The organism is uncultured Altererythrobacter sp., from assembly GCF_913057185.1.
Classification (GTDB): Bacteria; Pseudomonadota; Alphaproteobacteria; order Sphingomonadales; family Sphingomonadaceae; genus Erythrobacter; species Erythrobacter rubellus.
On the sequence record NZ_CAJXNK010000001.1, the window covers coordinates 245,980 to 268,047 of the forward strand.

At 56.6% G+C, this 22,068-nt stretch carries 26 protein-coding genes and 1 tRNA gene; 7 read left to right on the forward strand and 20 right to left on the reverse strand.

Translation table 11 applies throughout. The features are described 5' to 3' along the window. Position 1: 1 nt before the first annotated feature. Positions 2-1,225 (reverse strand): tyrosine-type recombinase/integrase, encoded by a 1,224-nt coding sequence (locus QZ487_RS01215; RefSeq protein WP_296022993.1) that lies wholly within the window; start codon positions 1,223-1,225, stop codon positions 2-4. A 107-nt stretch (positions 1,226-1,332) separates the two neighbouring features. Next, positions 1,333-1,407 (reverse strand) — tRNA-Gly (locus QZ487_RS01220). A gap of 229 nt (positions 1,408-1,636) precedes the next feature. Here QZ487_RS01220 and QZ487_RS01225 point away from each other — a divergent pair. From QZ487_RS01225 to QZ487_RS01240, 4 genes are all read left to right on the forward strand, one after another. Further along, a complete protein-coding gene (locus tag QZ487_RS01225) occupies positions 1,637-2,545 on the forward strand; it encodes a tetratricopeptide repeat protein (RefSeq protein ID WP_285976921.1) in 909 nt (302 codons plus the stop codon). A gap of 12 nt (positions 2,546-2,557) precedes the next feature. Continuing rightward, entirely contained in the window at positions 2,558-3,163 is a 606-nt protein-coding gene (locus QZ487_RS01230; protein ID WP_285975967.1) for an LON peptidase substrate-binding domain-containing protein, read from the forward strand. 72 nt (positions 3,164-3,235) lie between these two features. After that, entirely contained in the window at positions 3,236-3,487 is a 252-nt protein-coding gene (locus QZ487_RS01235) for a TetR/AcrR family transcriptional regulator (RefSeq protein WP_296022994.1), read from the forward strand. A gap of 57 nt (positions 3,488-3,544) precedes the next feature. Beyond that, positions 3,545-3,877, forward strand: coding sequence for a hypothetical protein (locus QZ487_RS01240; RefSeq protein WP_285975969.1), 333 nt, complete (start codon positions 3,545-3,547; stop codon positions 3,875-3,877). 98 nt (positions 3,878-3,975) lie between these two features. Here QZ487_RS01240 and QZ487_RS01245 read toward each other — a convergent pair whose 3' ends face one another. The 5 genes from QZ487_RS01245 to argB form a co-directional block, all read right to left on the reverse strand. Beyond that, positions 3,976-4,599 (reverse strand): MarC family protein, encoded by a 624-nt coding sequence (locus QZ487_RS01245; protein ID WP_296024092.1) that lies wholly within the window; start codon positions 4,597-4,599, stop codon positions 3,976-3,978. 2 nt (positions 4,600-4,601) lie between these two features. Further along, positions 4,602-5,363 (reverse strand): hypothetical protein, encoded by a 762-nt coding sequence (locus QZ487_RS01250; RefSeq protein ID WP_296022995.1) that lies wholly within the window; start codon positions 5,361-5,363, stop codon positions 4,602-4,604. Beyond that, on the reverse strand, positions 5,360-6,253 hold the full coding sequence (folD, locus tag QZ487_RS01255) for a bifunctional methylenetetrahydrofolate dehydrogenase/methenyltetrahydrofolate cyclohydrolase FolD (protein ID WP_296022996.1): 894 nt from the start codon (positions 6,251-6,253) through the stop codon (positions 5,360-5,362). Before folD ends, QZ487_RS01250 begins: the two co-directional genes overlap by 4 nt. Positions 6,254-6,264: 11 nt before the next feature. Continuing rightward, positions 6,265-6,540 carry a YggT family protein gene (locus tag QZ487_RS01260; RefSeq protein WP_285975972.1) on the reverse strand — a complete coding sequence of 92 codons (276 nt, stop codon included), beginning with the start codon at positions 6,538-6,540 and terminating at the stop codon, positions 6,265-6,267. Positions 6,541-6,650: 110 nt separating this feature from the next. Then, a complete protein-coding gene (gene argB, locus QZ487_RS01265) occupies positions 6,651-7,547 on the reverse strand; it encodes an acetylglutamate kinase (protein WP_285975973.1) in 897 nt (298 codons plus the stop codon). Between the two features lie 150 nt (positions 7,548-7,697). Between argB and QZ487_RS01270 the strand changes: the two genes are divergently transcribed. Further along, positions 7,698-7,907: a hypothetical protein gene (locus tag QZ487_RS01270; RefSeq protein WP_285975974.1), complete on the forward strand. Its 210-nt coding sequence runs from the start codon at positions 7,698-7,700 to the stop codon at positions 7,905-7,907. A gap of 9 nt (positions 7,908-7,916) precedes the next feature. Here the strand turns inward: QZ487_RS01270 and QZ487_RS01275 are convergent, their stop codons facing one another. From QZ487_RS01275 to QZ487_RS01330, 12 genes are all read right to left on the reverse strand, one after another. Next, positions 7,917-8,081: a hypothetical protein gene (locus QZ487_RS01275; RefSeq protein WP_296022997.1), complete on the reverse strand. Its 165-nt coding sequence runs from the start codon at positions 8,079-8,081 to the stop codon at positions 7,917-7,919. A 203-nt stretch (positions 8,082-8,284) separates the two neighbouring features. After that, positions 8,285-9,343, reverse strand: a complete 1,059-nt coding sequence (locus QZ487_RS01280) for a ribonucleotide-diphosphate reductase subunit beta (protein ID WP_285975976.1) — start codon at positions 9,341-9,343, stop codon at positions 8,285-8,287. Between the two features lie 628 nt (positions 9,344-9,971). Beyond that, positions 9,972-11,324 carry a GntP family permease gene (locus QZ487_RS01285; RefSeq protein ID WP_285975977.1) on the reverse strand — a complete coding sequence of 451 codons (1,353 nt, stop codon included), beginning with the start codon at positions 11,322-11,324 and terminating at the stop codon, positions 9,972-9,974. Between the two features lie 30 nt (positions 11,325-11,354). After that, positions 11,355-11,645: a hypothetical protein gene (locus QZ487_RS01290; protein ID WP_285975978.1), complete on the reverse strand. Its 291-nt coding sequence runs from the start codon at positions 11,643-11,645 to the stop codon at positions 11,355-11,357. 11 nt (positions 11,646-11,656) lie between these two features. Further along, complete coding sequence (locus QZ487_RS01295; protein ID WP_285975979.1) at positions 11,657-11,839, reverse strand: hypothetical protein; 183 nt, start codon at positions 11,837-11,839, stop codon at positions 11,657-11,659. Positions 11,840-11,868: 29 nt separating this feature from the next. Beyond that, positions 11,869-12,015: a hypothetical protein gene (locus QZ487_RS01300; RefSeq protein ID WP_285975980.1), complete on the reverse strand. Its 147-nt coding sequence runs from the start codon at positions 12,013-12,015 to the stop codon at positions 11,869-11,871. 98 nt (positions 12,016-12,113) lie between these two features. Beyond that, the gene (locus QZ487_RS01305) at positions 12,114-14,183 is read right to left on the reverse strand and encodes a ribonucleoside-diphosphate reductase subunit alpha (protein ID WP_296022999.1); all 2,070 of its coding nucleotides are present in this window, start codon (positions 14,181-14,183) and stop codon (positions 12,114-12,116) included. 542 nt (positions 14,184-14,725) lie between these two features. After that, complete coding sequence (locus tag QZ487_RS01310) at positions 14,726-15,628, reverse strand: LysR family transcriptional regulator (protein WP_285975982.1); 903 nt, start codon at positions 15,626-15,628, stop codon at positions 14,726-14,728. A gap of 142 nt (positions 15,629-15,770) precedes the next feature. Next, positions 15,771-16,655, reverse strand: a complete 885-nt coding sequence (locus tag QZ487_RS01315) for an alpha/beta fold hydrolase (protein WP_285975983.1) — start codon at positions 16,653-16,655, stop codon at positions 15,771-15,773. Between the two features lie 206 nt (positions 16,656-16,861). After that, complete coding sequence (locus QZ487_RS01320; protein ID WP_296023000.1) at positions 16,862-17,314, reverse strand: hypothetical protein; 453 nt, start codon at positions 17,312-17,314, stop codon at positions 16,862-16,864. 272 nt (positions 17,315-17,586) lie between these two features. Continuing rightward, positions 17,587-19,173 carry an L-aspartate oxidase gene (gene nadB, locus QZ487_RS01325; protein WP_285975985.1) on the reverse strand — a complete coding sequence of 529 codons (1,587 nt, stop codon included), beginning with the start codon at positions 19,171-19,173 and terminating at the stop codon, positions 17,587-17,589. After that, positions 19,170-20,108 (reverse strand): ABC transporter ATP-binding protein, encoded by a 939-nt coding sequence (locus QZ487_RS01330; RefSeq protein ID WP_285975986.1) that lies wholly within the window; start codon positions 20,106-20,108, stop codon positions 19,170-19,172. Before QZ487_RS01330 ends, nadB begins: the two co-directional genes overlap by 4 nt. 91 nt (positions 20,109-20,199) lie before the next feature. Here QZ487_RS01330 and QZ487_RS01335 point away from each other — a divergent pair, with 91 nt between their 5' ends. Both QZ487_RS01335 and QZ487_RS01340 read left to right on the forward strand, forming a co-directional pair. Beyond that, positions 20,200-20,454, forward strand: coding sequence for a zinc-finger domain-containing protein (locus tag QZ487_RS01335; protein ID WP_285975987.1), 255 nt, complete (start codon positions 20,200-20,202; stop codon positions 20,452-20,454). Positions 20,455-20,544: 90 nt separating this feature from the next. Then, positions 20,545-21,000, forward strand: a complete 456-nt coding sequence (locus QZ487_RS01340) for a hypothetical protein (RefSeq protein WP_296023002.1) — start codon at positions 20,545-20,547, stop codon at positions 20,998-21,000. A 56-nt stretch (positions 21,001-21,056) separates the two neighbouring features. Here QZ487_RS01340 and QZ487_RS01345 read toward each other — a convergent pair whose 3' ends face one another. After that, positions 21,057-22,034, reverse strand: coding sequence for a nitronate monooxygenase family protein (locus QZ487_RS01345; protein WP_285975989.1), 978 nt, complete (start codon positions 22,032-22,034; stop codon positions 21,057-21,059). Positions 22,035-22,068 lie beyond the last annotated feature (34 nt).

Below are 22,068 nucleotides of genomic sequence, written 5' to 3' on the forward strand. Positions count from 1 at the left end.
CTCACCTCATCTTTGTCAGCTCACTGGCAGAAGCCAGATTGGTGGTATGCCCGTAAAAGCTCTCGAGCATCGCCACTGACGTCCCCATATTCCGTGCGAGAATATATTGGTTCACCCCATTCTCAAGGCGGAACGTGGCGTAGGTATGTCTCAGGCTATAAAGTGATCGCCTCTGCCCAAAGCTGTCATACTCAACCCCAGCATCGCGCAGCAGAGTGGCAAAGGACTTCTTAAACGAGTTGATGGGCAAGCCATCATTCCCACAAAACACATAGCCGTCCGCTGGTACGTCCTTCTTCCCATAGATGTCGGACTTGGGGTTGGTCAGATCCTCTCGCCTTAGCTCGCGCACAGCTTCAAGATAGATCCGCACGGCAGGGGTTCGTGCCACGACTTCCCTAATGCCGGTCTTACCCTTCACCGTCAGAACCACGTTATAGCTCTGACCTGAGTCGTTGATCGGCACGTAGCGCACATCACGCCACTTAAGCGTTTTAGCCTCACCCACTCGAATGCCGGTATTCGCCAAGACCAGCACATAGTTCGCCAGAAGGCTTCTATCGCGTCGAACCGATGGATGAGCCTTCTTGATATGTTCGCGCAGATATCGAACCAGCTTTCGCCAATCGCCAATATCAAAGTGTGGGCGTCTGGCTTGTTCGTTCGATACCTTCGGAAAGGCAGGAACCTTATCAAGGTAGCCCATCTCGACAGACCAATTCAGGAACTGCCGGATGTCAGCGTGAAGGCGTTTGATCGTGTTGGGTGAGAGCTGCTGTTTGGCTGATGCCTCGACGAGCTTCTTGGTGAGTTGAACGATAAAGGCAGTATCGACCTCTTCGTAGAGCTTGCCTTTCACAAGGGGCTTTAGCCTCTCTGCCAGCAGGATCTTGTAGTGGACTGACAGCCTATCGCGCTCGCTTTCCAGATCTTTCACATAGGCAATAAGCCCATCGCTGATCCGCTTGGAGGTCAGCTTACCTCCGCTCAGCACCTTCACCAGCGACTGGTGGTATAGTTCTTCGGCTATCCGATAAGCTTCAAACTGATCCGTGCTTCTGCTCGATCGCCAGACGTAGCCTTTGGCTCCTGGCACTTTAATCCGAATGAACCAGATCGGCTTTTTGTAATCGGCTCGGCGATAAAGATAGATCGCACCATCCTTGAAAGTCTTGCTTTCTAGGACCTTGGGCTCGGCACGTTTCCGCGCAGGTTTTTCAGCCATAAACGCAACCTCAAAAACGGCTAAATCCGTTTATGATCCGTTTATGGGGTTTTTTGGGAAAATAAATAAACCAGGTTTTTATAAAACACTGGAATATTTATGAAAAATGGAGCGGGCGAGGCGATTCGAACGCCCGACCCCAACCTTGGCAAGGTTGTGCTCTACCCCTGAGCTACGCCCGCTCACTGACGCTCCGCAGATTCGGCCGATTGGCATCTCTCTGCTGGGGAGGCGGCGCGATTAGCAGCGCTAGTGCGGCCCGGCAAGCGGAAAATGCTAAGCTTGCACACGCGGCCCATCGCCGCCAATGTCCCCCTTCACATTTGCGCAGCATTCCCCACATAAAGGCGGCGTAGGCGGAGCGGTAAATGCTCCGTACAAACCGTATCAGGAGCAGTTACCTTGGCAAGCATGAGCCTCAATCTTGAAGAACAGAAAGCTGTCGACCGCTTCAAGACCAATGTCGTCGAACCGTCGATGACCAAGCTGGTGATCGTCGATTTCTGGGCCGAATGGTGCGGGCCATGTAAGCAGCTGACCCCGGTGCTGGAGAAAGTTGCAGCAGAATACGCGGACAAGGGCGTTGTGCTAGTCAAGGTTAACGTCGATGAAGAGAAATTCATCGCATCACAGTTCCAGGTCAAATCGATCCCCACGGTTTACGCCATGTTTCAGGGACAACCGGTGGCCGATATGACGCCGGCACGCACCGAAGGCCAGATCAAGCAGATGCTCGACCAGATTCTGGCACAGGTTGCGGTGCAAGCCGGCGCTGATGGTGAACAGCCACAACAGGATGTCAGCCAATTCATAGATATGGCAGAGCAAGTGCTTGCCGACGGCGATGCTACGCGGGCTGTGACCATCTTTGCGCAAGTGGTCGAAATGGCACCCGACAGCGTCAACGCCCACGCCGGTTTGATTCGTGCATTGATTTCTGCAGGTGAAGCGCAACAGGCGCAGCAGATCTTTGATGCACTGATGCCAGAGATTCAGAATGATCCCGGCCTCACGCCGGCTAAAAATGCGCTGGAACTGTCCGCAAGCCAGGTCGATGACAGCGAGCTGGCTGCACTGCGCGATGCTGCCAGCTCTAACCCCGATGACATGGATGCTGGATTTGCATTCGCCGAAGCTGCTTTTGCTGCCGGCCAGCGTGACGAAGCCGCAGACACGTTGCTTTCCTTGATCGCCAAGGACATCGAATGGAATGAAGGCGCCGCCAAGGCGAAGCTGCTGCAGATATTCGAGGTGGTTGGCCTGGAAGATCCGTGGGTTGTCGCCAATCGCCGCAAGCTGTCACACATCCTGTTCGGCTGAACCTGAGTGAGCGTGCGGCTTTCTGTATTTCCCTTACCGGGCGTGATCCTTTTTCCGGGATTGCAATTGCCGCTGCATATATTCGAGCCGCGATATCGCGCGCTGGTGGGTGACGCGCTCGTTCGCAACCGTCAGATTGCCATTATCCAGCCGAAGAAGCCGGTGGATGGCGCACCGCTGTACGAGATCGGCTGCGTAGGCCGCATCGGCGACATCGAGGCCATAGACGACGGGCGATATAATCTCGTGCTAGAAGGGCAAGCGCGCTTCCGCGTCATTCGCGAGCTTGATGTTACAACCGCTTTCCGACAGGTCGAAGCCGAACTGATCGAAGAAGACGAAGACGCTATACTTTCTGCCGTCGAGCGAGCCGGTTTTGAACGCGAGGCACGACGCTTTGCCGATAATCAGGGGTACAGTGTAGACTGGAGCTCTATCGAGCGGCTCGACAATGAATCGTTGATCAATGGCGTGTCGCAGATCGCGCCATTTGATCCAGCGTCAAAGCAGGCGCTGCTCGAAGCGCCGGATATACCCGCAAGGTGCGAACTGCTGATCCAGCTCATGTACTTCTTCGGCCGCCGCGATGGTGACGATGACCGGGTTACATTGCAATAAACAACTGAACTGCAACCTCGAGTTGCGTTTCCAGGCTTTGCACCTGCAGCAAAACTAACTATTCGGTGAGTTATGAACTTCGTAGCTTTTCCTACCAAAGGCGAACGCAAAAGGCCGCGCATTGTCGCTAACGCGGCTGAGCTGCTCTGGGAACGTAGCTTTAACGGTGTATCAGTTGACGAAATCGGCAGCGCAGCCGGGATTAACAAAGCAACAGTGTATCGATACTTTGCTGACAAGGGCGAACTTGCTTTGGCATCCGCGCGCGACCATGACATCCGCACGCTTGAGGAAATGTTCGAACACAGCTTCAGGCAGCATTGAACGCCTGACCAACGCCTCGCAGCGATTTACAATTACGCCTATTTCGCAAATGTAGAGATGAATAAGGCCAAGGACGACGTTCTTGGCTACCCGATTATCGGTTTAGTCTTGGAGCTGAATTTTGAAATGCCTCAGATCCGCGATGAGGCCGCGAGCATCTTCCTGCAAATCGAAGGTTATATTGAAGAGATTGCACGCGACGCGATCACTGCAGGACGGGTGATCGGCTCTGCAAAGGTTATCATACGCTCTCTGATGCAGCTCCTCCAAGGCGCATTTTCGTCATCTCGGATAGCTTCTGAGCCTGAGCAGATTCTCGATGCCGGCCACACCTCGCTGGCCATCATCGGATACCCCGAAACCCGCGTCCAAGCATTGGATTACGGTTAACTACCACCCTAATCGTCGAGTCAGTCCGGGCAGCCTGTCGGGTCAAAAACTTTTGACAGGTGCGGATTTCGGGGACTTTTTGTCCCGACAATTGAAGTTTAAATGCCGAAGCTGCCCTTGAGGCCATCGATGACATATTGCGCGGCAAGTGCGGCGAGAAGCACGCCCAATAGCCGTGTGATTACCGCCTCTACCCGATCTCCCAACAAGCGGATCAGTGGCCCCGCAGCGACCAATGCCAGCGCGGCAATCAGCAGAACGGCGCCAAGCGCGGCCATCACCGCCAAAGTCTCTTCCGTGCTGTTCGCCTCATTTTGGAGCAGCATGATCGCGGCAATCGCGCCCGGCCCCGCCAGCATCGGCATGGCCATCGGGAAAACCGACACATCTTCAAATTCGGGCGTAGCTCTCACCTTCTCAGCCCGTTCCTCGCGGCGCTGCTGGCGTTTCTCGAACACCATTTCGAATGCAATCCAGAACAGCATCAAACCGCCCGCTATGCGAAAGCTATCAAGCTGGATGTGCAAAGCGCCGAGCAGTTCTTCACCAAATAGCGCGAAGAACAGCAGGATTATCGATGCAATTGCAGTGGCCCGCAACGCCATATTGCGCGCCATTATGGGCGGCGCGTTCTTCGTAAGACCCGCATAGATTGGCGCGCACCCGGGCGGGTCAATCACAACAAACAGCGTGATAAAGGCGGATATAAATAGCTCTGTCATCATTACTCAGCTGGCGATGTCAGCTCTTCTTCAATCGCGGTTTGCCACTCTCCCTGATAGAGATACTCGGCCATAATATGCTTGGTGCCATCAGCTTTGTGCTCCCAGCGCCAACGCAAGGTGCCATCGGGTGACATGCCGCCGCCTCCAGGGTTGTCTTCAGCCAGCAACACCGCTAGCGGGGCCGGAACAGCCTCACCGCGTTTCGGGCAATCAGCGATCATGCCTTGCACTGAATCGATAGCAGTCACGATGATCGCGCCTTTTTCCAGATCCTCGATTTCGCGATTGGCAGGCTGGGGAACATCCGGGCCATCCACACCGTAGATCCAGAGGTATTCGCGTTCTGGGCCACGCTCCCATACGGTCACATAGTTGCCAACGATACCCTGCGGTTCTTGATAGCGGCCTTGGCTGACCGCCAGTGTCGCATCGCAGCTGATTACAACCGCCTTCGGTCCCCAGGCTACGCTGGTTTCCGGATCACCGCCCAGGGTACCAAGCATTGCTGCGGCCGAAACCGGGCCATTGCGCCCGTGATAGACAGCGCCGGGCGCCGCAAACTGGCCCGCAGCTGTGTATTGGCCGAGTTCCTTGGCCGCGCGTGCATATTCGAGCTCTCTTGCAACGACCTTGCTCGGTTGCGCTTCGCCTGGCGCACCCCGCAAGGCGCGGTCAATCACGTCCGGGCGCGGTCCGCGCGGTTGGTTTCCAGCACAAGCACTCAATGTGAGTGCGAGCATCAGGGCTGCGGCAATTTTCATAGCGATTCCGGCACATCGAGGCCCGCGTTGCGGTAAGCCGCAACGAGCGTGTTCCTCAGCAACACAGCAATTGTCATTGGACCGACGCCGCCGGGTACCGGGGTGATCGCACTCGCAACTTCGCTCGCACCGCCAAAATCGACGTCCCCGACAAGCCTGCCCTTTTCCTTACCCGGTTCTGGTGGCAGTCGATTGATCCCGACATCGATCACCGTCGCACCGGGTTTGAGCCATTGGGCCTTGACCATTTCTGCTCTGCCTACCGCAGCCACAACGATATCTGCGCGGCGTACGACAGCGGGCAGATCCTTGGTCCGACTGTGCGCTATCGTCACTGTCGCATTAGCATCGAGCAACAGCTGCGCCATCGGCTTTCCGACAATGTTGGAGCGGCCAATGACAACCGCCTCAAGGCCTGACAGATCACCCAATCTGTCTGTCAGCAGCATGATACAGCCAAGCGGCGTGCAAGGGACAAACCCTTTCTGCCCGACCGACAATCGGCCTGCGTTGATCACATGGAAGCCATCGACATCTTTGTCAGGGCTGATTGCGGAGATGATGGCTTGCTCGTCCAGATGATCGGGCAGCGGCAATTGCACCAGAATGCCATCGACGGCCGGATCATTGTTGAGCTGTTCGACCAGCACGAGCAAGTCTGCCTCACTCGTGTCATCAGGCAGACGATGCTCGAAACTCGCCATATTGGAGGCGAGCGTAGCCTTGCCCTTGCTGCCAACATAAACCTGGCTTGCGGGGTCATCACCGACCAGCACAACTGCAAGTCCGGCCTTGTAGCCAGCCGCGGCTTCAAATTCGGCTGCCATCACCCCCACACGCTCCCGCAAGTTCGCAGCGAAGGCTTTTCCGTCAATCCTTGTCGCGCTCATAGAGTTGGCACCTAAACCGCGCTGCGCACGACCACCATCAGGATCTGCATCCCTATGATCAGAACCAGCGGAGAGAAATCAATCGCACCTGTTTGCGGCAAGACATTGCGGATCGGGCGCAGCACCGGATCCAGCAAGCGTTGGATCGAATTGTAGAATGCCATCAGAAAATCGTTCGACGCATTCACTACATTGAAGGCAAACAGCAACCCGATGATAAACTGTATGATGATCAGCATGATCAGTGCTGAAGTGAGGATCGAAAGTATCTCGTAAATGACAAGCATCTATCGTCTTTCCGTTGTTTGCGTCCCGCAATGCGTGTTACACAAGTAATACGCCTACGGCCAGTGTTTCCAGCCCATTATCCCGGTATCTTGCCCAGCTAGCCGATTGCTCAGGCGCGCACCAGTGTGCCCGCACCGCGCGCTGTGAAGAATTCGAGCAACATTGCATGCGGAACGCGTCCGTCGAGAACGACCGCCGCTTCACAACCAGCTTTTACCGCTGACACGCAGGTTTCCAGCTTCGGAATCATCCCGCCGAAGATTGTGCCGTCCTCCTTGAGGCTGGCGATGTCAGCCGGCGACAAATCGGTCAGCAAGGCGCCGCCTTTGTCGAGCACGCCCGCTACATCGGTCAGCAGCAACAACCGCGCTGCGCCCAGCGCCGATGCAATCGCGCCGGCCATGGTGTCCGCATTGATGTTATAGGTATTGCCTTCAGCATCGGCCGCGATAGGCGCGATCACCGGGATCATGCCCGATGCAACAGCGGTGTCGATAATTGAGGTATCGACATGCTCGGGCTCTCCGACAAAACCCAAATCCACCGCCCGCTCGATATTGCTATCGGGATCGCGGGTGGTCCGTTCCACCTTTTTCGCGCGAACAAGATTGCCGTCCTTGCCGGAAATTCCAATTGCTTTGCCGCCAGCGCTGGCCAGCCAGCCAACCAATTTTTTGTTGATCGCGCCGGACAAGACCATTTCAGCTACCTCGGCAGTCGCCTTGTCAGTGACCCTCAAGCCGTCGACGAATGTGGATTCAACGCCTAGCTTCGCGAGCATCGCGCCGATTTGGGGTCCGCCGCCGTGCACCACCACAGGATTGATGCCGACTGCCCTGAGCAAGACGATATCCTCTGCGAAATCACGCGCAGCCTCCGGATCGCCCATCGCGTGCCCGCCATACTTCACCACGAAGGTACGGCCGGCATAACGCTGAAAATAGGGCAGCGCTTCGATCAGCACTTCCGCCTTTGCCAGCATGTTGGAATCGCTACTCGCGCTCATCGCGCTTCTCCTACCCTGAAATTCGCTTGGGTGACCTAGCTTTGCGCTTAGCTGTTTGCAGAAAAAGTGCAAAGCATGATCATAGCCAGTAACTTTTCATAAGGGGCTGGCGAATTGCCAGATGTCTGTCCCGTTTCGGGATATCGTGACTTGAAGATCCAAAGGAATGATACCACGAAAACCCAACAGATCAAAGGTGGCTTTGCAGTCGCTATGGCCGCTGGTCTTGCTGCGGCACGTTCACCAGCAGCTAAAAATGCTGACACTAGCGCATACGCGACCATCGTGGCTGGAGAAGCAACCCAAGTCGCTGTTTCTGACGTCAGCTTTAAAAGCGATGGTAAGCCCGACAAATGCTAAGGCATCTCGCTAGCCCGCCAGATTGATTGCGACGCCAACCCCGGCACATGCTACGCTGGCACCAGCACTGTCGATCACCTTTCGGGCAGGCGAAAAGAGCAAACCGCCTTCAAACCATTCGGTTTCGCTTAGCTCTCTCGGATTCGATGTGTTCAGCTTATGCGGATCGCCCATGCGCCATAAGTAGTGCTAGAGCGTTCACGAACCGTATTTTCGATGCGCGCACGGTAGGTATTCACAGTTGTCGCTAGGTGGGTGTTAGATGAACCGAAATAGCCCCGCCCCTGACAAGACCGCGACACAATTTCCAACTGCACTGGCATTCGAATGTTCAACACATTTCTGTTCGGACTTTCGTGCCGCGCCCGGCCTTTCCTTCACTCCGCCGCTTGCATCCCTTCGGCACCTTCGAACATATCGGGGCCGTTATCGACTGACTCTTCGTCGTTCGTGGCTTTTGCCTTCTGGCGCTTGTCGAAGTTTGACCACACGTCCTGCCAATTGCCTTTCGTTGCACCCTTCGAATATTCGGTTGCGCGGGTTTCGAAGAAGTTTGCATGCTCCACGCCGTTGATCAGCGGGGCGAGCCACGGCAGCGGGTGATCCTCCACCATATAGATCGGCTGCAGGCCCAGCTGGCCCAGGCGCCAGTCCGCAATATAGCGGATGTACTTCTTGATTTCCTTCGCGGTCATCCCGCTAACCGGGCCCATTTCAAAGGCGAGATCGATGAAGTTGTCTTCTAGACGCACCGACTTCTGGCAGATGTCGATAATGTCTTCTTTCACCGCCTTGGTGTAGCAATCGCGTTCCTTCACGAATTCGTGGAACATGCGGATGATGCCTTCGCAATGCAGGCTTTCATCGCGGATCGACCAGCTGACGATCTGCCCCATGCCCTTCATCTTGTTGAAGCGCGGGAAGTTCATCAGCATGGCGAAGCTCGCGAATAGCTGCATGCCTTCAGTAAAGCCGCCAAACATCGCAAGCGTGCGGGCAATATCCTCGTCCGTGTCAACGCCGAATTGCTGCATGTAATTGTGCTTGTCAGCCATTTCCTCATACTCGAGGAAGGCGCTGTATTCGCTTTCAGGCATGCCGATCGTGTCGAGCAGATGCGAATAGGCCGCGATATGCACTGTTTCCATATTGGAGAACGCCGTCAGCATCATCTTGATTTCGGTCGGCTTGAACACGCGGCCGTATTTGTCGTGGTAGCAATCCTGCACCTCGACATCGGCCTGTGTGAAGAAGCGGAAGATCTGCGTGAGCAGATTGCGCTCATGCTCGGTGATCTTCTGCGCCCAGTCACGACAGTCTTCGCCCAGCGGTACTTCTTCCGGCATCCAGTGGATCTGTTGCTGGCGTTTCCAGAACTCGTAAGCCCATGGATATTCAAAGGGCTTGTAGGTCTTACGAGCTTCGAGCAACGACATGTGGTGTTCTCCGATGAAATAGTGCGAATGACCCGTATAGGGAATCATCTGCGCAAGTCGATAGCAAGAGGCACGTATCTGCTGGGGATAGAACGTGCTTTTTTTGAGTCGAAATGCGGCGAGTTGCAGGCTGTGCAATGGCGTGCGTTGCATCTGAAGCAAGGTGCGGTGCGAGCCGAGGTATCGGGCGAACGGAAACCGAAATGAGACACTGATTCGCAATCCTTATATTCGTGTTAACCACTACTCGCGGTTTGGAGCCTCATGCTAACCATAGAAAACTCCAGAAATCCTGCATTTTCGGGGCTTTAGGAGATGTTTAATGGGTCTGACGGTAAGAAATTGGCATCGCACGCAAAGCATCACCACACACCTTTGCATTGCGCGAAGAAATTGACACGGCTCTTAGAAGCAAGGTCGATTTCGATTCGTGGTCGGCGCAGCTGAAAGAAGCGCAAGCGTATCGCACTCGCAAAGACGAATTTACCCTACTGCGGTTCCAGTTGATCGTAGGTCTGGTAATCAGTGCACTCACACTGATGTGGGGCTGGTTTGCAGTGCCCGGCCAGTTCGACGATGATTTTCAGACTTACTGCAGGGGGAACGTCGCCGCGCCTGACCGTGTTACTCAGACGGCCAAGGCCAGTAAAATGGTTGCAAGAGTGGCGACGATCGGCACCACCACTGTCACCACGCCCACATCCTTGTAAGCCTGCTTGTGGGTCAATTGCGTGATGGTCAGCATCGCGATCACCGCACCGCAATGGGGCAGCGAGTCGAGCCCGCCGCTTGCCATTGCCGCCAGCCGGTGCAATTCTTCAGGCGCGATTCCGAGCGCTAGAAAATCATCAGCCAGTGTCGCCATGAAAATCTGCAATCCACCCGAAGATGAGCCGGTGATCCCAGACACGGTGCTGGCAGCGGCGAACATCGACATCATCGGCGGCAGATCGAGGCCGAGCACAGTTTCTGTAAAAAGCGCAAATCCGCCAGTTTGTGCCACGACGCCGCCGAAACCGATAACTGCGCTGGTCGCCATTAGCGGCATGATCGAATCTTGCGTGCCATCACCCAGCAGGCGCATGGGTGCACGCCGCGCCGCTGGAAACAGCACCAGCGCAACAAGGCTGGCCAGAACCAGTGCAAAGCTGGGCCAGATCACAGGCTGGGCATTAGCAAAGGCGATGACGGCGTTGTCGCTTTCAGCCCCGCCCAGCAGGCGCGGCGCAAGAATTGTCGCAATCACCAGCGACAGCGGGAAGATGGCCAGCGGCCAAGGAGGCATGTCATGGGCGATATCGTTCAGATCCGGAATGACATCTCGCGGACCGGCTTCAAACCCTTCGCCATTCGCGCGAGCCTTGACCCGCTCCCGCTCGAGATAGGCCATGCCCAGCAAGAACATGAGCGCGCCTCCGAAAATGCCCAGCAGCGGAGCTGCAAATAGATCGGTGCCCAGCTTCAATGTGGGGATCACATTGTGGATTGATGGCGTGCCGGGAAACGCGGTCAAGGTGAACGTGCCCGCACCCAGTGCGAGCGCACCGCAAAGCAATCGCTTGGGAATGTCCGCTTCTTTCATCAACCGGAGGCCAAGCGGATACATTGCAAAGATCACCACGAATACGACCACGCCGCCATAGGTCAGGAGGGCGCAAGCCAGCACTGCGATCCACAGCGCACGATGCGCACCCAGCGCACGCACCATCGCCATGGCGATCGATGTCGCCGCGTGACTTTCGCCCATGATCTTACCGAATACAGCGCCCGCAGCAAACAGCAGGAAGAACCGCCCGGCAAAGGTGAACGCGCCCAGATTTCCGGAGAGGTAGCCATCGGTTATGCTGTCCGCGACCGGGAGCGCATTAGTCACTATCACCACCAGTGCACAGAGTATCGAAGCAAAGATGATGTTCACATCGCGCAGCGCCAGCCAGATCAGCAGGCCAAGGCCCGCGATGAGTCCCAACAATCCGATCATCGCATTCCCCTCAGCGGCTATTGGCCGATATTATTTGGATCTCTTCTTCGAGCTAAACCAGCTGCCGCCACCCAGTACCGTTACGCCAATGAAAAAGCCAAAGTCGTACCAGCCGCCATTATTGGGCACGGCATAAACCGCGATATCGGGATCGAACAACGAACCGATCCAGGCAAACGGGAAAACAAAGCCGTGCCATAGTCCCCACAAGAAGCCTGGCGAACCGCCTTCGCGCATGACACCTTCGTCGATCTGGCTAGCACATGCAGACACCAGAAGAGCGATCATGCAGGCTGTGACAATTCTCGAGGTTTTGGTCATATCGATTGCTCTTATGCGGCGGGCATGAGCCGCAGGATGATGAACCAGATCACGCTAATCATCATGACGGCCATAATGGCGTACATCATCATCATGCCGCGGCCCTTTTGCTGCCCGCGTATGGTTTGCACGGCTTTTCCCATGATCACTAATGCGATGATTGTGCCGACAACGCCGATCCAGAACGGGTCCAACTGCTTCTCCCCTCAATACCGGGGCGCAGTCAGAACATCTGAACCGCGCCGGCACCCGGTACGATAACGGTCAGAATAATATAGGCAAGCGGGGGATGCGAAACTGACACCAGCGCGAGCAGATTGAACAGGCTTTCGCTGATCTCGCCGCGCGCCAGCCTCATGCGGAATGCCATCAGATCGATGATCGCGACTGCCGCGAGGATGAGGGGTAGGAAGAAGCCCCCGCAAGCATTGCTTGTGGGGGCTTGAATTCTGAACGGTCAAGAAAGAACTACTGACAGGCTAGGCATTCCTCGTAATCGGTCTGCTGCTCGCCAAGTTCAGCTTTCAGTTCGATCTTCTGCGCGTGCGAGGTGTTGTCCGCTTCCACGCCGCCAGCAAAGCCAGCGCGCTGAACCGACTTCGAACGGAGATAGTACAGCGACTTGATGCCCTTCTCCCACGCCTGGAAGTGCAGCTGCATCAGATCCCATTTCTCGACATCGGCCGGAATGAACAGGTTCAGCGACTGCGCCTGATCAACATAAGGCGCGCGATCGGCGGCGAATTCCAGCAGCCAGCGCTGATCGATTTCGAAGCTGGTCCTGAAGGTCGCCTTTTCTTCCACGCTGAGGAAATCGAGATGCTGAACGCTGCCGCCCTTCTCAAGAATCGAGTTCCATACGGCGACCGAATCCTTGCTCTTCTCGCGCAGGACTTTCTCGAGATAGGGGTTCTTCACGATGAAGCTGCCCGACAGGGTTTTGTGCGTATAGATATTCGCCGGGATCGGCTCGATACATGCGCTGGTGCCGCCGCAGATGATGCTGATAGACGCGGTCGGTGCGATCGCCATCTTGCAGCTGAAACGCTCCATCGCGCCCATTTCTTCCGCATCCGGACACGCGCCGCGTTCCTGCGCCAGCAGCATGCTGGCTTCTGATGCCTTGCCCTGAATATGCTTGAACATCTTCAGGTTCCACACTTTCGCCATCGGGCTTTCGAAACCGATGTTCTTGGACTGGAGGAAAGAGTGGAAGCCCATCACGCCAAGGCCAACCGAACGTTCCCGCTCGGCCGAATATTTCGCGCGCGCCATCTCGTCAGGGGCGCGGTCGATATAGTCCTGCAGGACATTGTCGAGAAAACGCATTACGTCCTCGATGAAGGTCTTGTTGCCTTCCCACTCTTCCCACTTTTCAAGGTTGAGTGACGAAAGGCAGCATACCGCCGTGCGGTCATTGCCCAAGTGATCGATACCGGTTGGCAGCGTGATTTCCGAACACAGGTTCGACGTTGAAACCTTGAGGCCCAATTCGCGATGATGCTTGGGCATCATGCGGTTCACTGTGTCAGAGAACACGATGTAAGGCTCGCCAGTTGCAAGACGTGTCTCGACCAGCTTCTGGAACAACGAGCGCGCATCGACTGTGGCGCGAACGCTGCCATCGCGCGGTGACTTCAGATCGAACTCTGCGCCATCGCGCACAGCTACCATGAATTCATCGGTCAGCAGCACGCCGTGGTGCAGGTTCAGCGCTTTGCGGTTGAAGTCACCGGAGGGTTTACGGATCTCGAGAAATTCTTCGATCTCCGGATGCGATACATCCAGATAGCAAGCGGCCGAGCCGCGCCGTAGCGAGCCTTGCGAAATCGCAAGGGTCAGCGAATCCATCACACGCACGAAAGGAATGATGCCGCTGGTCTTGCCGTTGAGGCCAACCGGCTCACCAATGCCGCGCACGTGGCCCCAATAGGTGCCGATGCCGCCGCCCTTGGACGCGAGCCATACATTCTCGTTCCAGGTGCCAACGATGCCATCCAGACTGTCGCTGACAGAGTTCAGATAACAGCTGATCGGCAGACCGCGTGTGGTGCCGCCATTCGACAGCACTGGCGTCGCCGGCATGAACCACAAATTCGAAATATAGTCATAGAGACGCTGAGCGTGCTCCTGATCATCGGCGTAAGCATCTGCAACGCGCGCAAACAGATCCTGATAGCTTTCTCCGGGCAGGAGGTAGCGATCGGTCAAAGTCTCCTTGCCGAATTCGGTCAGGTTCGCGTCGCGTGCATCGTCTGTGACGATTGTGAAGCGGCGATCATTGACCTTCTTGCTGTCAATATCGCCTGCCGCATTGCTCGCCACAGCTGCCATGGCGCCAGCCAGCACTTCGCCCGCCTTCTCCGCGACCAGCGCGTCTGTACCCTTGTCTTCGCTTTCAATTGCCACTGCCTTTTTGGCCTTATCTGCCTTGCCGGAGGTCGAGGCCTTTGCCTTGCTCTTGGTTTCTGTATCCACGGCGTTGTCCGCGTCCTGATCCAGTCCCATTGCTGCCTCGTCGCCAGTCCGAAAATCCATTCTCTGCCCCGCCCCTAATCGCGTTGTTTTACCCTCATGCGGTTCCCGCTCACTACGTTGAGCGATGTTCCGCTTGTGTTCGATTCGGCGGGAAGCATCCCACCTACCAATTTCGCAGGGCTTTGGGGGATTTAGTTTTCCCCTTTTTCCCCACAGTTCCTCTCGATTGCACGACCCGAAAGACCCGAATCCCCCCCCGCCTTCGGAAATAGTGTTTCCGGAGCGAATAACTAGCTCTTGTAGGTGTCCCCAGGTTTGGAACCACTAGATACTGAATCAGAGCGCGGTTTCACGCAAGAGGGTAAATGCGGATTTAACATGCAAACTGACTGGATTTATCCAGTGTGTTACCCGCGCGTGACACCGCGACGCGCGGGAAATCCTAGGGTCTTTGAACGCGCAACCCCTAAAATGAATCTGGGAAAAAATTTTTGCGGGCAAAACGGGTATAGGGGACTTGTGAATCATTCGAATCGGGATGCGCAATTTTTGAATCAAGCGAAGCCATTGGAACGCGATAAATGCACTGCCCCGATCTGGCTTCACACAAACAGCTTGTCGCCCTTGAGCGATTTGGTCAGCGCATCGATAAATGCACGCGCGCGCGCATTGGGCGTGCGGCTTTCAGGATAGGCGAGATGGATCGGCAGAACGCCGCCAGTCCATTGTGGCAGCAGCCGCCACAACTTTCCCTGCTTGATCGCGTCCTGCACCAGCCATAGTGGCACCAGGCCAATCCCGGCACTTTCCACCAAAGCGGCAAGCACCGCCTCCGAGCTATCGCTGCGCAGCCGGGCGTCCGGCACGATCTCGCGGATCTCTGCCCCCCGTTCCAGCCGCCAATTATCATGCACCATGTCCGGCCCGATAAAGACCACCGCTGGCAAGTTTGAGATCTGGTCAATGCGGCGCGGTGTGCCGTGGTCTCGGATCAGCTCGGGCGAGCCGCATAACACCAACGGGACATCGCCAAGCTTGCGCGCACGATCGCTGCGGCGGCGCGGGAACCCGACGGATAGCGCGACATCGATCCCGCTTTCAACCAGATCAACCGGCTGGTCAGACAAAAGAAGATCGGCCTCGATATCGGGATGCTTTTCAAGAAAGCGGCACAACAGCGGTGCCAGCACGACCCGGCCCAATGATACAGGCGCGAAGATTCGCAATCGGCCCGAGAGCGCTTGGGCGCGCGCGCCCACCGATTGTTCGGCATCATCGACCAGCCGTAAAATCTCACGCGCCTTGGCCAGAAATTCCTGCCCCTCATCCGTCAGCGAAAGCGAGCGCGTGGTTCGGCTGATCAGCTTGGAGCCGAGGTAATCCTCCAGCTCTGCCAAGCGCCGGCTGACAGTTGGCTGGCTCTGCTGAAGCTCGCGCGCGACCGCGCTGAAGCTGCCCCGCTCGGCCAGCCGGACAAAAATGCGATAAGCGGCGATGACGTCCATATGACGGCCAATTTATCCAATTTATGGATAAAAGCCACATGAATCATGCAGATTGGGCGAAGGCCCGAAATAACCTACTCAAATCCTAACGGATTCCCGGAGCAATTTGGCAAGCTTTTGGTAAGGTTTCAGGCGGCCGCCATCACGCTCTTTTGGTATGTTCTGCGACATCATCCGCTATCGTTTCGACCAGCTCTTGCGGCAGATCATGGCCCCACCCGGGGTAGGTCTTAATCCTGGCGCCCGGGATCGCATCGGCTGTCGCTCGGCCACCCTCGACCTTGACAAGCGGATCATCTTCGCCATGCAAAACCAGCGTTGGCGTGGTCACTGATTTCAGGCGCTGGGTCCGGTCACCATCATTGATGATGGCGGCCATCTGGCGGTGCAGGCCAGCCGGATAGACCGACCGGCGAACGCTTTCGATCACGCGCTGGCGCTGAGATTCCGGGTCAGGGCGATAGCCCGGGCTGCCGATGGCGTTAGAGATTTTGATGCCGTGTTCGACCAGCACATGCTCATCCATCGATTCTGGCGGATTGGCGAGCGGCTCGATCGCGGCCTTGTCTGCCTGAGGTAGTTTCGGATTGCCTGTGGTTGAGAAGATCGACGTAAAGCTAAGCAAACGGTGGCCGTGTTCGACCGCCATCAGCTGGCCGATCATTCCGCCCATAGACGCGCCGACCACATGGGCTTTATCGATGCCGAGCGCGTCCAGTACGCCCACTCCATCCGCCGCCATATCTGAAAGTGTGTAAGGGACTCTGGGCGGAAAACCGAAACGGGTGCGGATCACATGCCACATCACACCGGGCACTTTCTCGCCTTCGAATTTCTGGCTTAGGCCAATGTCGCGATTGTCATAGCGGATCACGTAAAATCCGCGGTCCGCCAGCGCCTGAACCAACTCGATAGGCCACAATGTCATCTGCGCGCCCAAACCCATCACCAACAGCATCGGCGGATTGTCGGGATCGCCATGCGTATCGTATTCGAGGGTGATGCCGTTGGCGGTGACTTGAGGCATTAGTGGGGCTCCCTGATTGTTTGATCGTGCTTGTGTCGCAGCGCGGCGACCTGCGCAAGTGTTCAAACAATCATCCACGCAAACCAAAGCGGCAGACCCGTGAAGGCCTGCCGCTCGCGTCAAGGAACCCGTGGGCCCCTAAATTTCGGGTCCGAAGCAGAACCCGATTAAAGCCCGAAGCTGATGACCCCGCGTTCGCTGTCAGCCTAAGCCATGCGGACTTTTTCCGATTTCGCCAGGGCCTTGGCGAGCTTGCTGTAAGTCACCTCATCGTCAGCAAAGATGATGTTCGCCTGGAACGTTTGCGACGAGGCATCGGCGACCGGCGCTTCGGTCAGTTGCGACAGGCCGCTTACGGCGCGCTTGGCAACCAGATCCGTGCAAATGTCACCGGAACCGTTTAGTACTTCAATGTCATGAGCCTTGCCCGATGCATCCAAAGTGAAACGAAGCTGCACAATGCTGCTCACCGGATCGGTGCGTGTTTGCTTGGTCGCGGTGGCCAGGCGGCGATCGAGCGATCTGCCGACATCTTGTTGCCATTCCTGCATCGCGCTTTCGGATTCGACGACAATGGTGCCTTGCTCGCTAGCAATTGCGGGGGAGAATGCCGCGATACTCAACGCGGCAGCGAGTGTGGTTGTCGTAAGAGTTTTCATTAGATCATCCTCAATAAAATTCGCATGGATGATCGGCCGTTTGACCAAGGCCAGCGAGCACAGTCCCAACACTCGTGCCGCGGTTGAATTGGTCGATCAGGAAGCAAGGCCGCTCGGGATATTGCGGGGGTTTGCGAACCTCGCTTCCTGTTTATGAAAATGACGTCTGCAGCCGAATTCTCAATCGATGTTCGGCGAGCGACTGCGCATTTCAGATCGATAGCAAGACCATCCGATGAACGGCATATCGGCTTCGATCAGCGGGAAAATGCTCAGGGCACCAGCACTGTATCGCGCGCTTCGTCGAGCGTCGCGGGATAGTCGAGCGTGTAGTGGAGGCCGCGGCTCTCATGCCGCCGCAACGCGCTGGTGACAATAAGTTCAGCCGCTTTCAACAGGTTACGCAGTTCGATCAGATCGGTCGTCACGACAAAGCTGCCGTAATAATCCTCAACCTCGTCCTGCAGCATCCGGATCCGGTTGGCCGCACGCTCCAGCCGCTTTGTGGTGCGGACAATACCGACATAGTTCCACATGAAGCGGCGGATCTCAGTCCAGTTCTGCTTGATAACAACCTGCTCGTCCGAATCCGAAACACGGGTCGCGTCCCATTCCTTGATCGCAGGCGGAGTATCGAGAGCATCCCAGTTTCCCAGTATATCCTTCGCTGCGGCTTCGCCGAAAACGAAGCACTCGAGCAAAGAGTTGGATGCAAGACGGTTCGCGCCGTGCAAGCCGCTTTCCGTGCATTCGCCAGCCGCCCACAGGCCCGGCAAATCGGTACGCGCATCCAGCCCAACCAGCACACCGCCACAAGTATAGTGCTGCGCCGGCACAACCGGGATAGGCTGCTTGGTCATATCGATGCCAAGGCCCATCAGCTTGTCATAGATTGTCGGGAAATGCTCACGCACGAATTCGGGCGGCTGGTGGCTGATATCCAGATGGACATAGTCGAGGCCATCGCGCTTGATCTGGTCATCGATCGCACGCGCCACCACATCGCGCGGGGCCAACTCCATCCGCTCCGGATCGTAATCCGCCATGAAGCGATGTCCTGTTTCCGGGTGCAACAAATGCCCACCCTCTCCGCGCACCGCCTCTGTGATGAGGAAATTCTTGACCTCGAGGTTGTACAGGCACGTCGGGTGAAACTGCATCATCTCCATATTGGAAACACGGCATCCAGCACGCCAAGCCATTGCGATCCCGTCCCCCGTGGCACCGCGCGGAGCGGTAGAGAACAGGTAACAGCGCCCAGCGCCACCCGCCGCTAGCACGGTTGCCTTGGCGACATGTTTCTCGACCTCGCCGGTCGCTTCATTCAGCGCATAGGCGCCCCACACCCGGCCGCCGCCAGAGAATCGCTCTGCATTGCGCCCTGTAATCAGGTCGATACAGCTGCGCCCGGGCAGCATGGTGATATTGGGGTTGGCCTCTGCTGCCTTGAGCAAAGCGGATTGAACGGCCCAGCCTGTAGCATCATTGACATGTACAATCCGGCGATGACTGTGCCCGCCTTCGCGCGTCAGGTGCAGATCTTCGCCTTCGCTGTTAAAAGGCACGCCCAGCTCGACCAGCCTTTGAATCGATTGCGGCGCATTCTCGATCACGAACTCGACCGTTTCGCGGCGGTTGAGGCCGGCGCCCGCCACCATAGTGTCACGGATGTGGTTTTCGAACGTGTCTCCTGCATCGAGAACGGCCGCGATGCCACCCTGCGCCCAGGCCGTGCTGCCCCCGGTGAGCGAACCCTTGGCTAGCACCAGCACTTTTTTTGTTTCAGCCAGCGCCAATGCGGCAGTGAGCCCGGCGGCGCCGGAACCGATAATCAGGACATCGTGCTTGACCGCATTCATGTGTCAGAACTCGTCAATTGGACAAACACATCCTCAAGGTCCGGCTCGCGCGTTGTCACGTCTTCGATTGTGTAGCCGTGCTCCTGTATCTTCAGGAGAACTTGCCCGGCGCTGGCCTGATCACGGTCATATGTGATCTCAAGCACACGCGGATCGATCAGCTCTGCCTTTGTGAAGCCCGGCTCCATGATCGGGCCGGCCAGATCACGGTCAACAGTGACCTTTACAATCTTCTCGCGCGCCATCTCGATCAATTCGCGCGTCGGCTTCTTCGCGATCAGCTCGCCATGATTAATGATCGCGATCTGGTCACACAGCTCTTCAGCCTCTTCGAGGTAGTGTGTCGTCAGGACGATCGTCACGCCGTCATTGTTCAACTGCGTGACAAGATCCCACAGCTGCTTGCGCAACTCGACATCGACGCCCGCGGTCGGCTCATCGAGTACCAAGATCGGCGGCGAATGCACCATCGCTTTAGCCACCATCAACCGCCGCTTCATCCCGCCAGAGAGCGTGCGCGCATAGGCGTCGCGCTTGTCCGAAAGGCGTACCGCTTCGAGCAATTCCTCGCTGCGGCGCAGTGCCTTCGTGATACCATAGAAACCGCCCTGGTTTTCCAGCACTTCAAACGGCGTAAAGAAAGGATCGAACACGATTTCCTGCGGGACGATCCCGATCGAACGGCTGGCATTGCGGCGCTGTTCGTCAATATCAAAGCCCCAGATCTCCGCGCTGCCACTGGTCTTGTTGACCAGGCCCGCCAGAATGTTGATCAGGGTCGACTTGCCCGCACCATTGGGGCCCAGCAGGCCGAAAATCTCGCCTTCGGGTACATCAAAGCTCACGCCTTTCAATGCTTCCTTGCCAGGTTGGCCTTTGGCCCCGGCATAGGTTTTCTTGATATCGCGGATCGAAATGGCTGGTGGTATAGTCATCGGATAAGCGCCCTAAGACCTTATGCCGAGTCTGCAAAGGGGTGAGGTGCACCGTTGCGAATCTGACAGTTCCACATTATCGGCAAGGACCATGAACATAGACACACCAGAAGTGATCACTGTCGAGACCAAGCGCGTCAGCTGTGACGGAGCAAGCGCCATTCGCGGAGGCGCCAACTATCGCCCTGCTGCACTCGGCCATCCGAAGATTTATCTCGAGATTGACGAGCATGGATATGTCGATTGCGGCTATTGTGACAGGCAGTTTGTTTTGAAGGGCGGACCGGCCGATGGTGCTGACCATTCGCAGCTACCCGACATCTCGGAGGGGGCAAGTCCCCAATAGTCTTGCGCTTCGCGCGACTCATCGCGGGTTCATCAGGGGCTGATAGCTTACAAAGTCCTGATGGGAGACTCGCGCCTTAGGAGAGAAGCCATGACTAAACTGTTCCGACCTGCATTGCTTTACGCTGCTTCGCTTGCCTTGCTCGCTGCGCCGACATTGGCGCAAGACGGGGAACGGGCTGATGAAGAGCAAACCGAGCAAACCAAAGGCGAGAAGGAGCTGGCAAAACTTCTCGAAGGCCGTGTAGCGGGCGAACCGGCATCATGCATCCGAACGCCCCCGAATGACCGAGTGCGGGTCATTGATGACACCGCGATTGTGTATGGTGGAGGAAAGACGATCTACGTCAATCGCACCTCTCGTCCCTCAGACATCGATGATCGCGACACTATGGTCATACGCCGCTTCAGCGGTTCGCAACTGTGCAAGACCGACACTGTCACAACGATTGATCGCGGCAGCCAGATGTTCTCCGGTGTGATTTTCCTCAGCGAATTTGTGCCCTACACCAGGGTGGAAACAAACGCTGCTGCGGAAGGCAGCTGACTGATCGCGCTTCGTCCTGCTCTCTGCCGGGTCCAGCGAATATGCGTGGAAGCCCGTCAGCCTGCAGCCGCGTAGCCATTCATCCGCGCTAGGATATCCTCCGCCTGCTGCATGATCCCGTCGATCAATTCCTTGCAGGTAGGGATATCATTGATGAGGCCCGCGACCATGCCGCAAGACCATGCGCCTGCGTCCATATCGCCTTCCATCATGATGCGCGGATATACGCCAGCGACTTGTTCGATGATGTCTTCGAACTTGAGATCGGCGCCCTTTTCCTTCTCGATCCGCAGCAGTTCTTCCACCGCATCATTAGTCATTACGCGTTCGGTATTGCGAAGCGGGCGCATGACCAACCGCGTGTCTAGCTCAGACGCTGCGACGATCGCCGCTTTCACATTCTCATGCACCGGCGCTTCCTTGGTCGCGATAAAGCGCGTGCCCATATTCATGCCCTGCGCACCCAATGCGAGCGATGCAACAAGGCTGCGCCCGTCTGCCATACCGCCCGAGGAAACGAACGGAATTTCCAGCTCGTCCGCTGCGCGTGGCAACAGGATGAAGTTCGGGATATCGTCTTCACCCGGGTGGCCGCCGCATTCGAACCCGTCGACAGAGACTGCGTCGCAGCCGATGCTTTGCGCTTTCAAGGCGTGCCGCACCGCAGTGCATTTGTGGATCACTTTGATCCCGGCATCTTTTAGATAGGGCAGCACTTGCACTGGATTGTTACCTGCGGTCTCCACCACGGTAACGCCGCCTTCAATAATCGCCTTGATAATCGCCGGGTAATCGGGCGCATTCACGGTCGGCAGGAACGTCACATTCACGCCAATAGGCTTGTCGGTCATATCCTTGCACCGCGCGATCTCATTCGTGAGATCAGCCGGGGTCTTTTGCGTCAGCGCGGTGATGATGCCAAGCCCACCAGCATTGGAAACTGCCGCCGCCATTTCGGCAAAACCGACATAGTGCATGCCGCCCTGGATAATCGGATGCTCAATGCCGAACATTTCTGTGATGGCGGTTTTCATGGCGAATCTCCCTGCTGATCGCATCTGGTTTTGA

Excerpts from the sequence above, each read along its gene's own strand:
- QZ487_RS01240 (WP_285975969.1), top strand. The coding sequence starts at position 3,545 with ATGAATAAGGCCAAGGACGACGTTCTTGGCTACCCGATTATCGGTTTA.
- argB (WP_285975973.1), bottom strand. The coding sequence starts at position 7,547 with ATGAGCGCGAGTAGCGATTCCAACATGCTGGCAAAGGCGGAAGTGCTG.
- QZ487_RS01340 (WP_296023002.1), top strand. The coding sequence starts at position 20,545 with ATGACTAAACTGTTCCGACCTGCATTGCTTTACGCTGCTTCGCTTGCC.
- folD (WP_296022996.1), bottom strand. The coding sequence starts at position 6,253 with ATGAGCGCGACAAGGATTGACGGAAAAGCCTTCGCTGCGAACTTGCGG.
- QZ487_RS01320 (WP_296023000.1), bottom strand. The coding sequence starts at position 17,314 with ATGAAAACTCTTACGACAACCACACTCGCTGCCGCGTTGAGTATCGCG.
- QZ487_RS01300 (WP_285975980.1), bottom strand. The coding sequence starts at position 12,015 with ATGGCATTCCGCATGAGGCTGGCGCGCGGCGAGATCAGCGAAAGCCTG.
- QZ487_RS01245 (WP_296024092.1), bottom strand. The coding sequence starts at position 4,599 with ATGACAGAGCTATTTATATCCGCCTTTATCACGCTGTTTGTTGTGATT.
- QZ487_RS01260 (WP_285975972.1), bottom strand. The coding sequence starts at position 6,540 with ATGCTTGTCATTTACGAGATACTTTCGATCCTCACTTCAGCACTGATC.
- QZ487_RS01330 (WP_285975986.1), bottom strand. The coding sequence starts at position 20,108 with ATGACTATACCACCAGCCATTTCGATCCGCGATATCAAGAAAACCTAT.
- QZ487_RS01345 (WP_285975989.1), bottom strand. The coding sequence starts at position 22,034 with ATGAAAACCGCCATCACAGAAATGTTCGGCATTGAGCATCCGATTATC.
- QZ487_RS01225 (WP_285976921.1), top strand. The coding sequence starts at position 1,637 with ATGAGCCTCAATCTTGAAGAACAGAAAGCTGTCGACCGCTTCAAGACC.
- QZ487_RS01310 (WP_285975982.1), bottom strand. The coding sequence starts at position 15,628 with ATGGACGTCATCGCCGCTTATCGCATTTTTGTCCGGCTGGCCGAGCGG.
- QZ487_RS01290 (WP_285975978.1), bottom strand. The coding sequence starts at position 11,645 with ATGACCAAAACCTCGAGAATTGTCACAGCCTGCATGATCGCTCTTCTG.
- QZ487_RS01335 (WP_285975987.1), top strand. The coding sequence starts at position 20,200 with ATGAACATAGACACACCAGAAGTGATCACTGTCGAGACCAAGCGCGTC.
- QZ487_RS01315 (WP_285975983.1), bottom strand. The coding sequence starts at position 16,655 with ATGCCTCAAGTCACCGCCAACGGCATCACCCTCGAATACGATACGCAT.
- QZ487_RS01275 (WP_296022997.1), bottom strand. The coding sequence starts at position 8,081 with ATGGGCGATCCGCATAAGCTGAACACATCGAATCCGAGAGAGCTAAGC.
- nadB (WP_285975985.1), bottom strand. The coding sequence starts at position 19,173 with ATGAATGCGGTCAAGCACGATGTCCTGATTATCGGTTCCGGCGCCGCC.
- QZ487_RS01280 (WP_285975976.1), bottom strand. The coding sequence starts at position 9,343 with ATGTCGTTGCTCGAAGCTCGTAAGACCTACAAGCCCTTTGAATATCCA.
- QZ487_RS01250 (WP_296022995.1), bottom strand. The coding sequence starts at position 5,363 with ATGAAAATTGCCGCAGCCCTGATGCTCGCACTCACATTGAGTGCTTGT.
- QZ487_RS01305 (WP_296022999.1), bottom strand. The coding sequence starts at position 14,183 with ATGGATTTTCGGACTGGCGACGAGGCAGCAATGGGACTGGATCAGGAC.
- QZ487_RS01215 (WP_296022993.1), bottom strand. The coding sequence starts at position 1,225 with ATGGCTGAAAAACCTGCGCGGAAACGTGCCGAGCCCAAGGTCCTAGAA.
- QZ487_RS01285 (WP_285975977.1), bottom strand. The coding sequence starts at position 11,324 with ATGATCGGATTGTTGGGACTCATCGCGGGCCTTGGCCTGCTGATCTGG.
- QZ487_RS01235 (WP_296022994.1), top strand. The coding sequence starts at position 3,236 with ATGAACTTCGTAGCTTTTCCTACCAAAGGCGAACGCAAAAGGCCGCGC.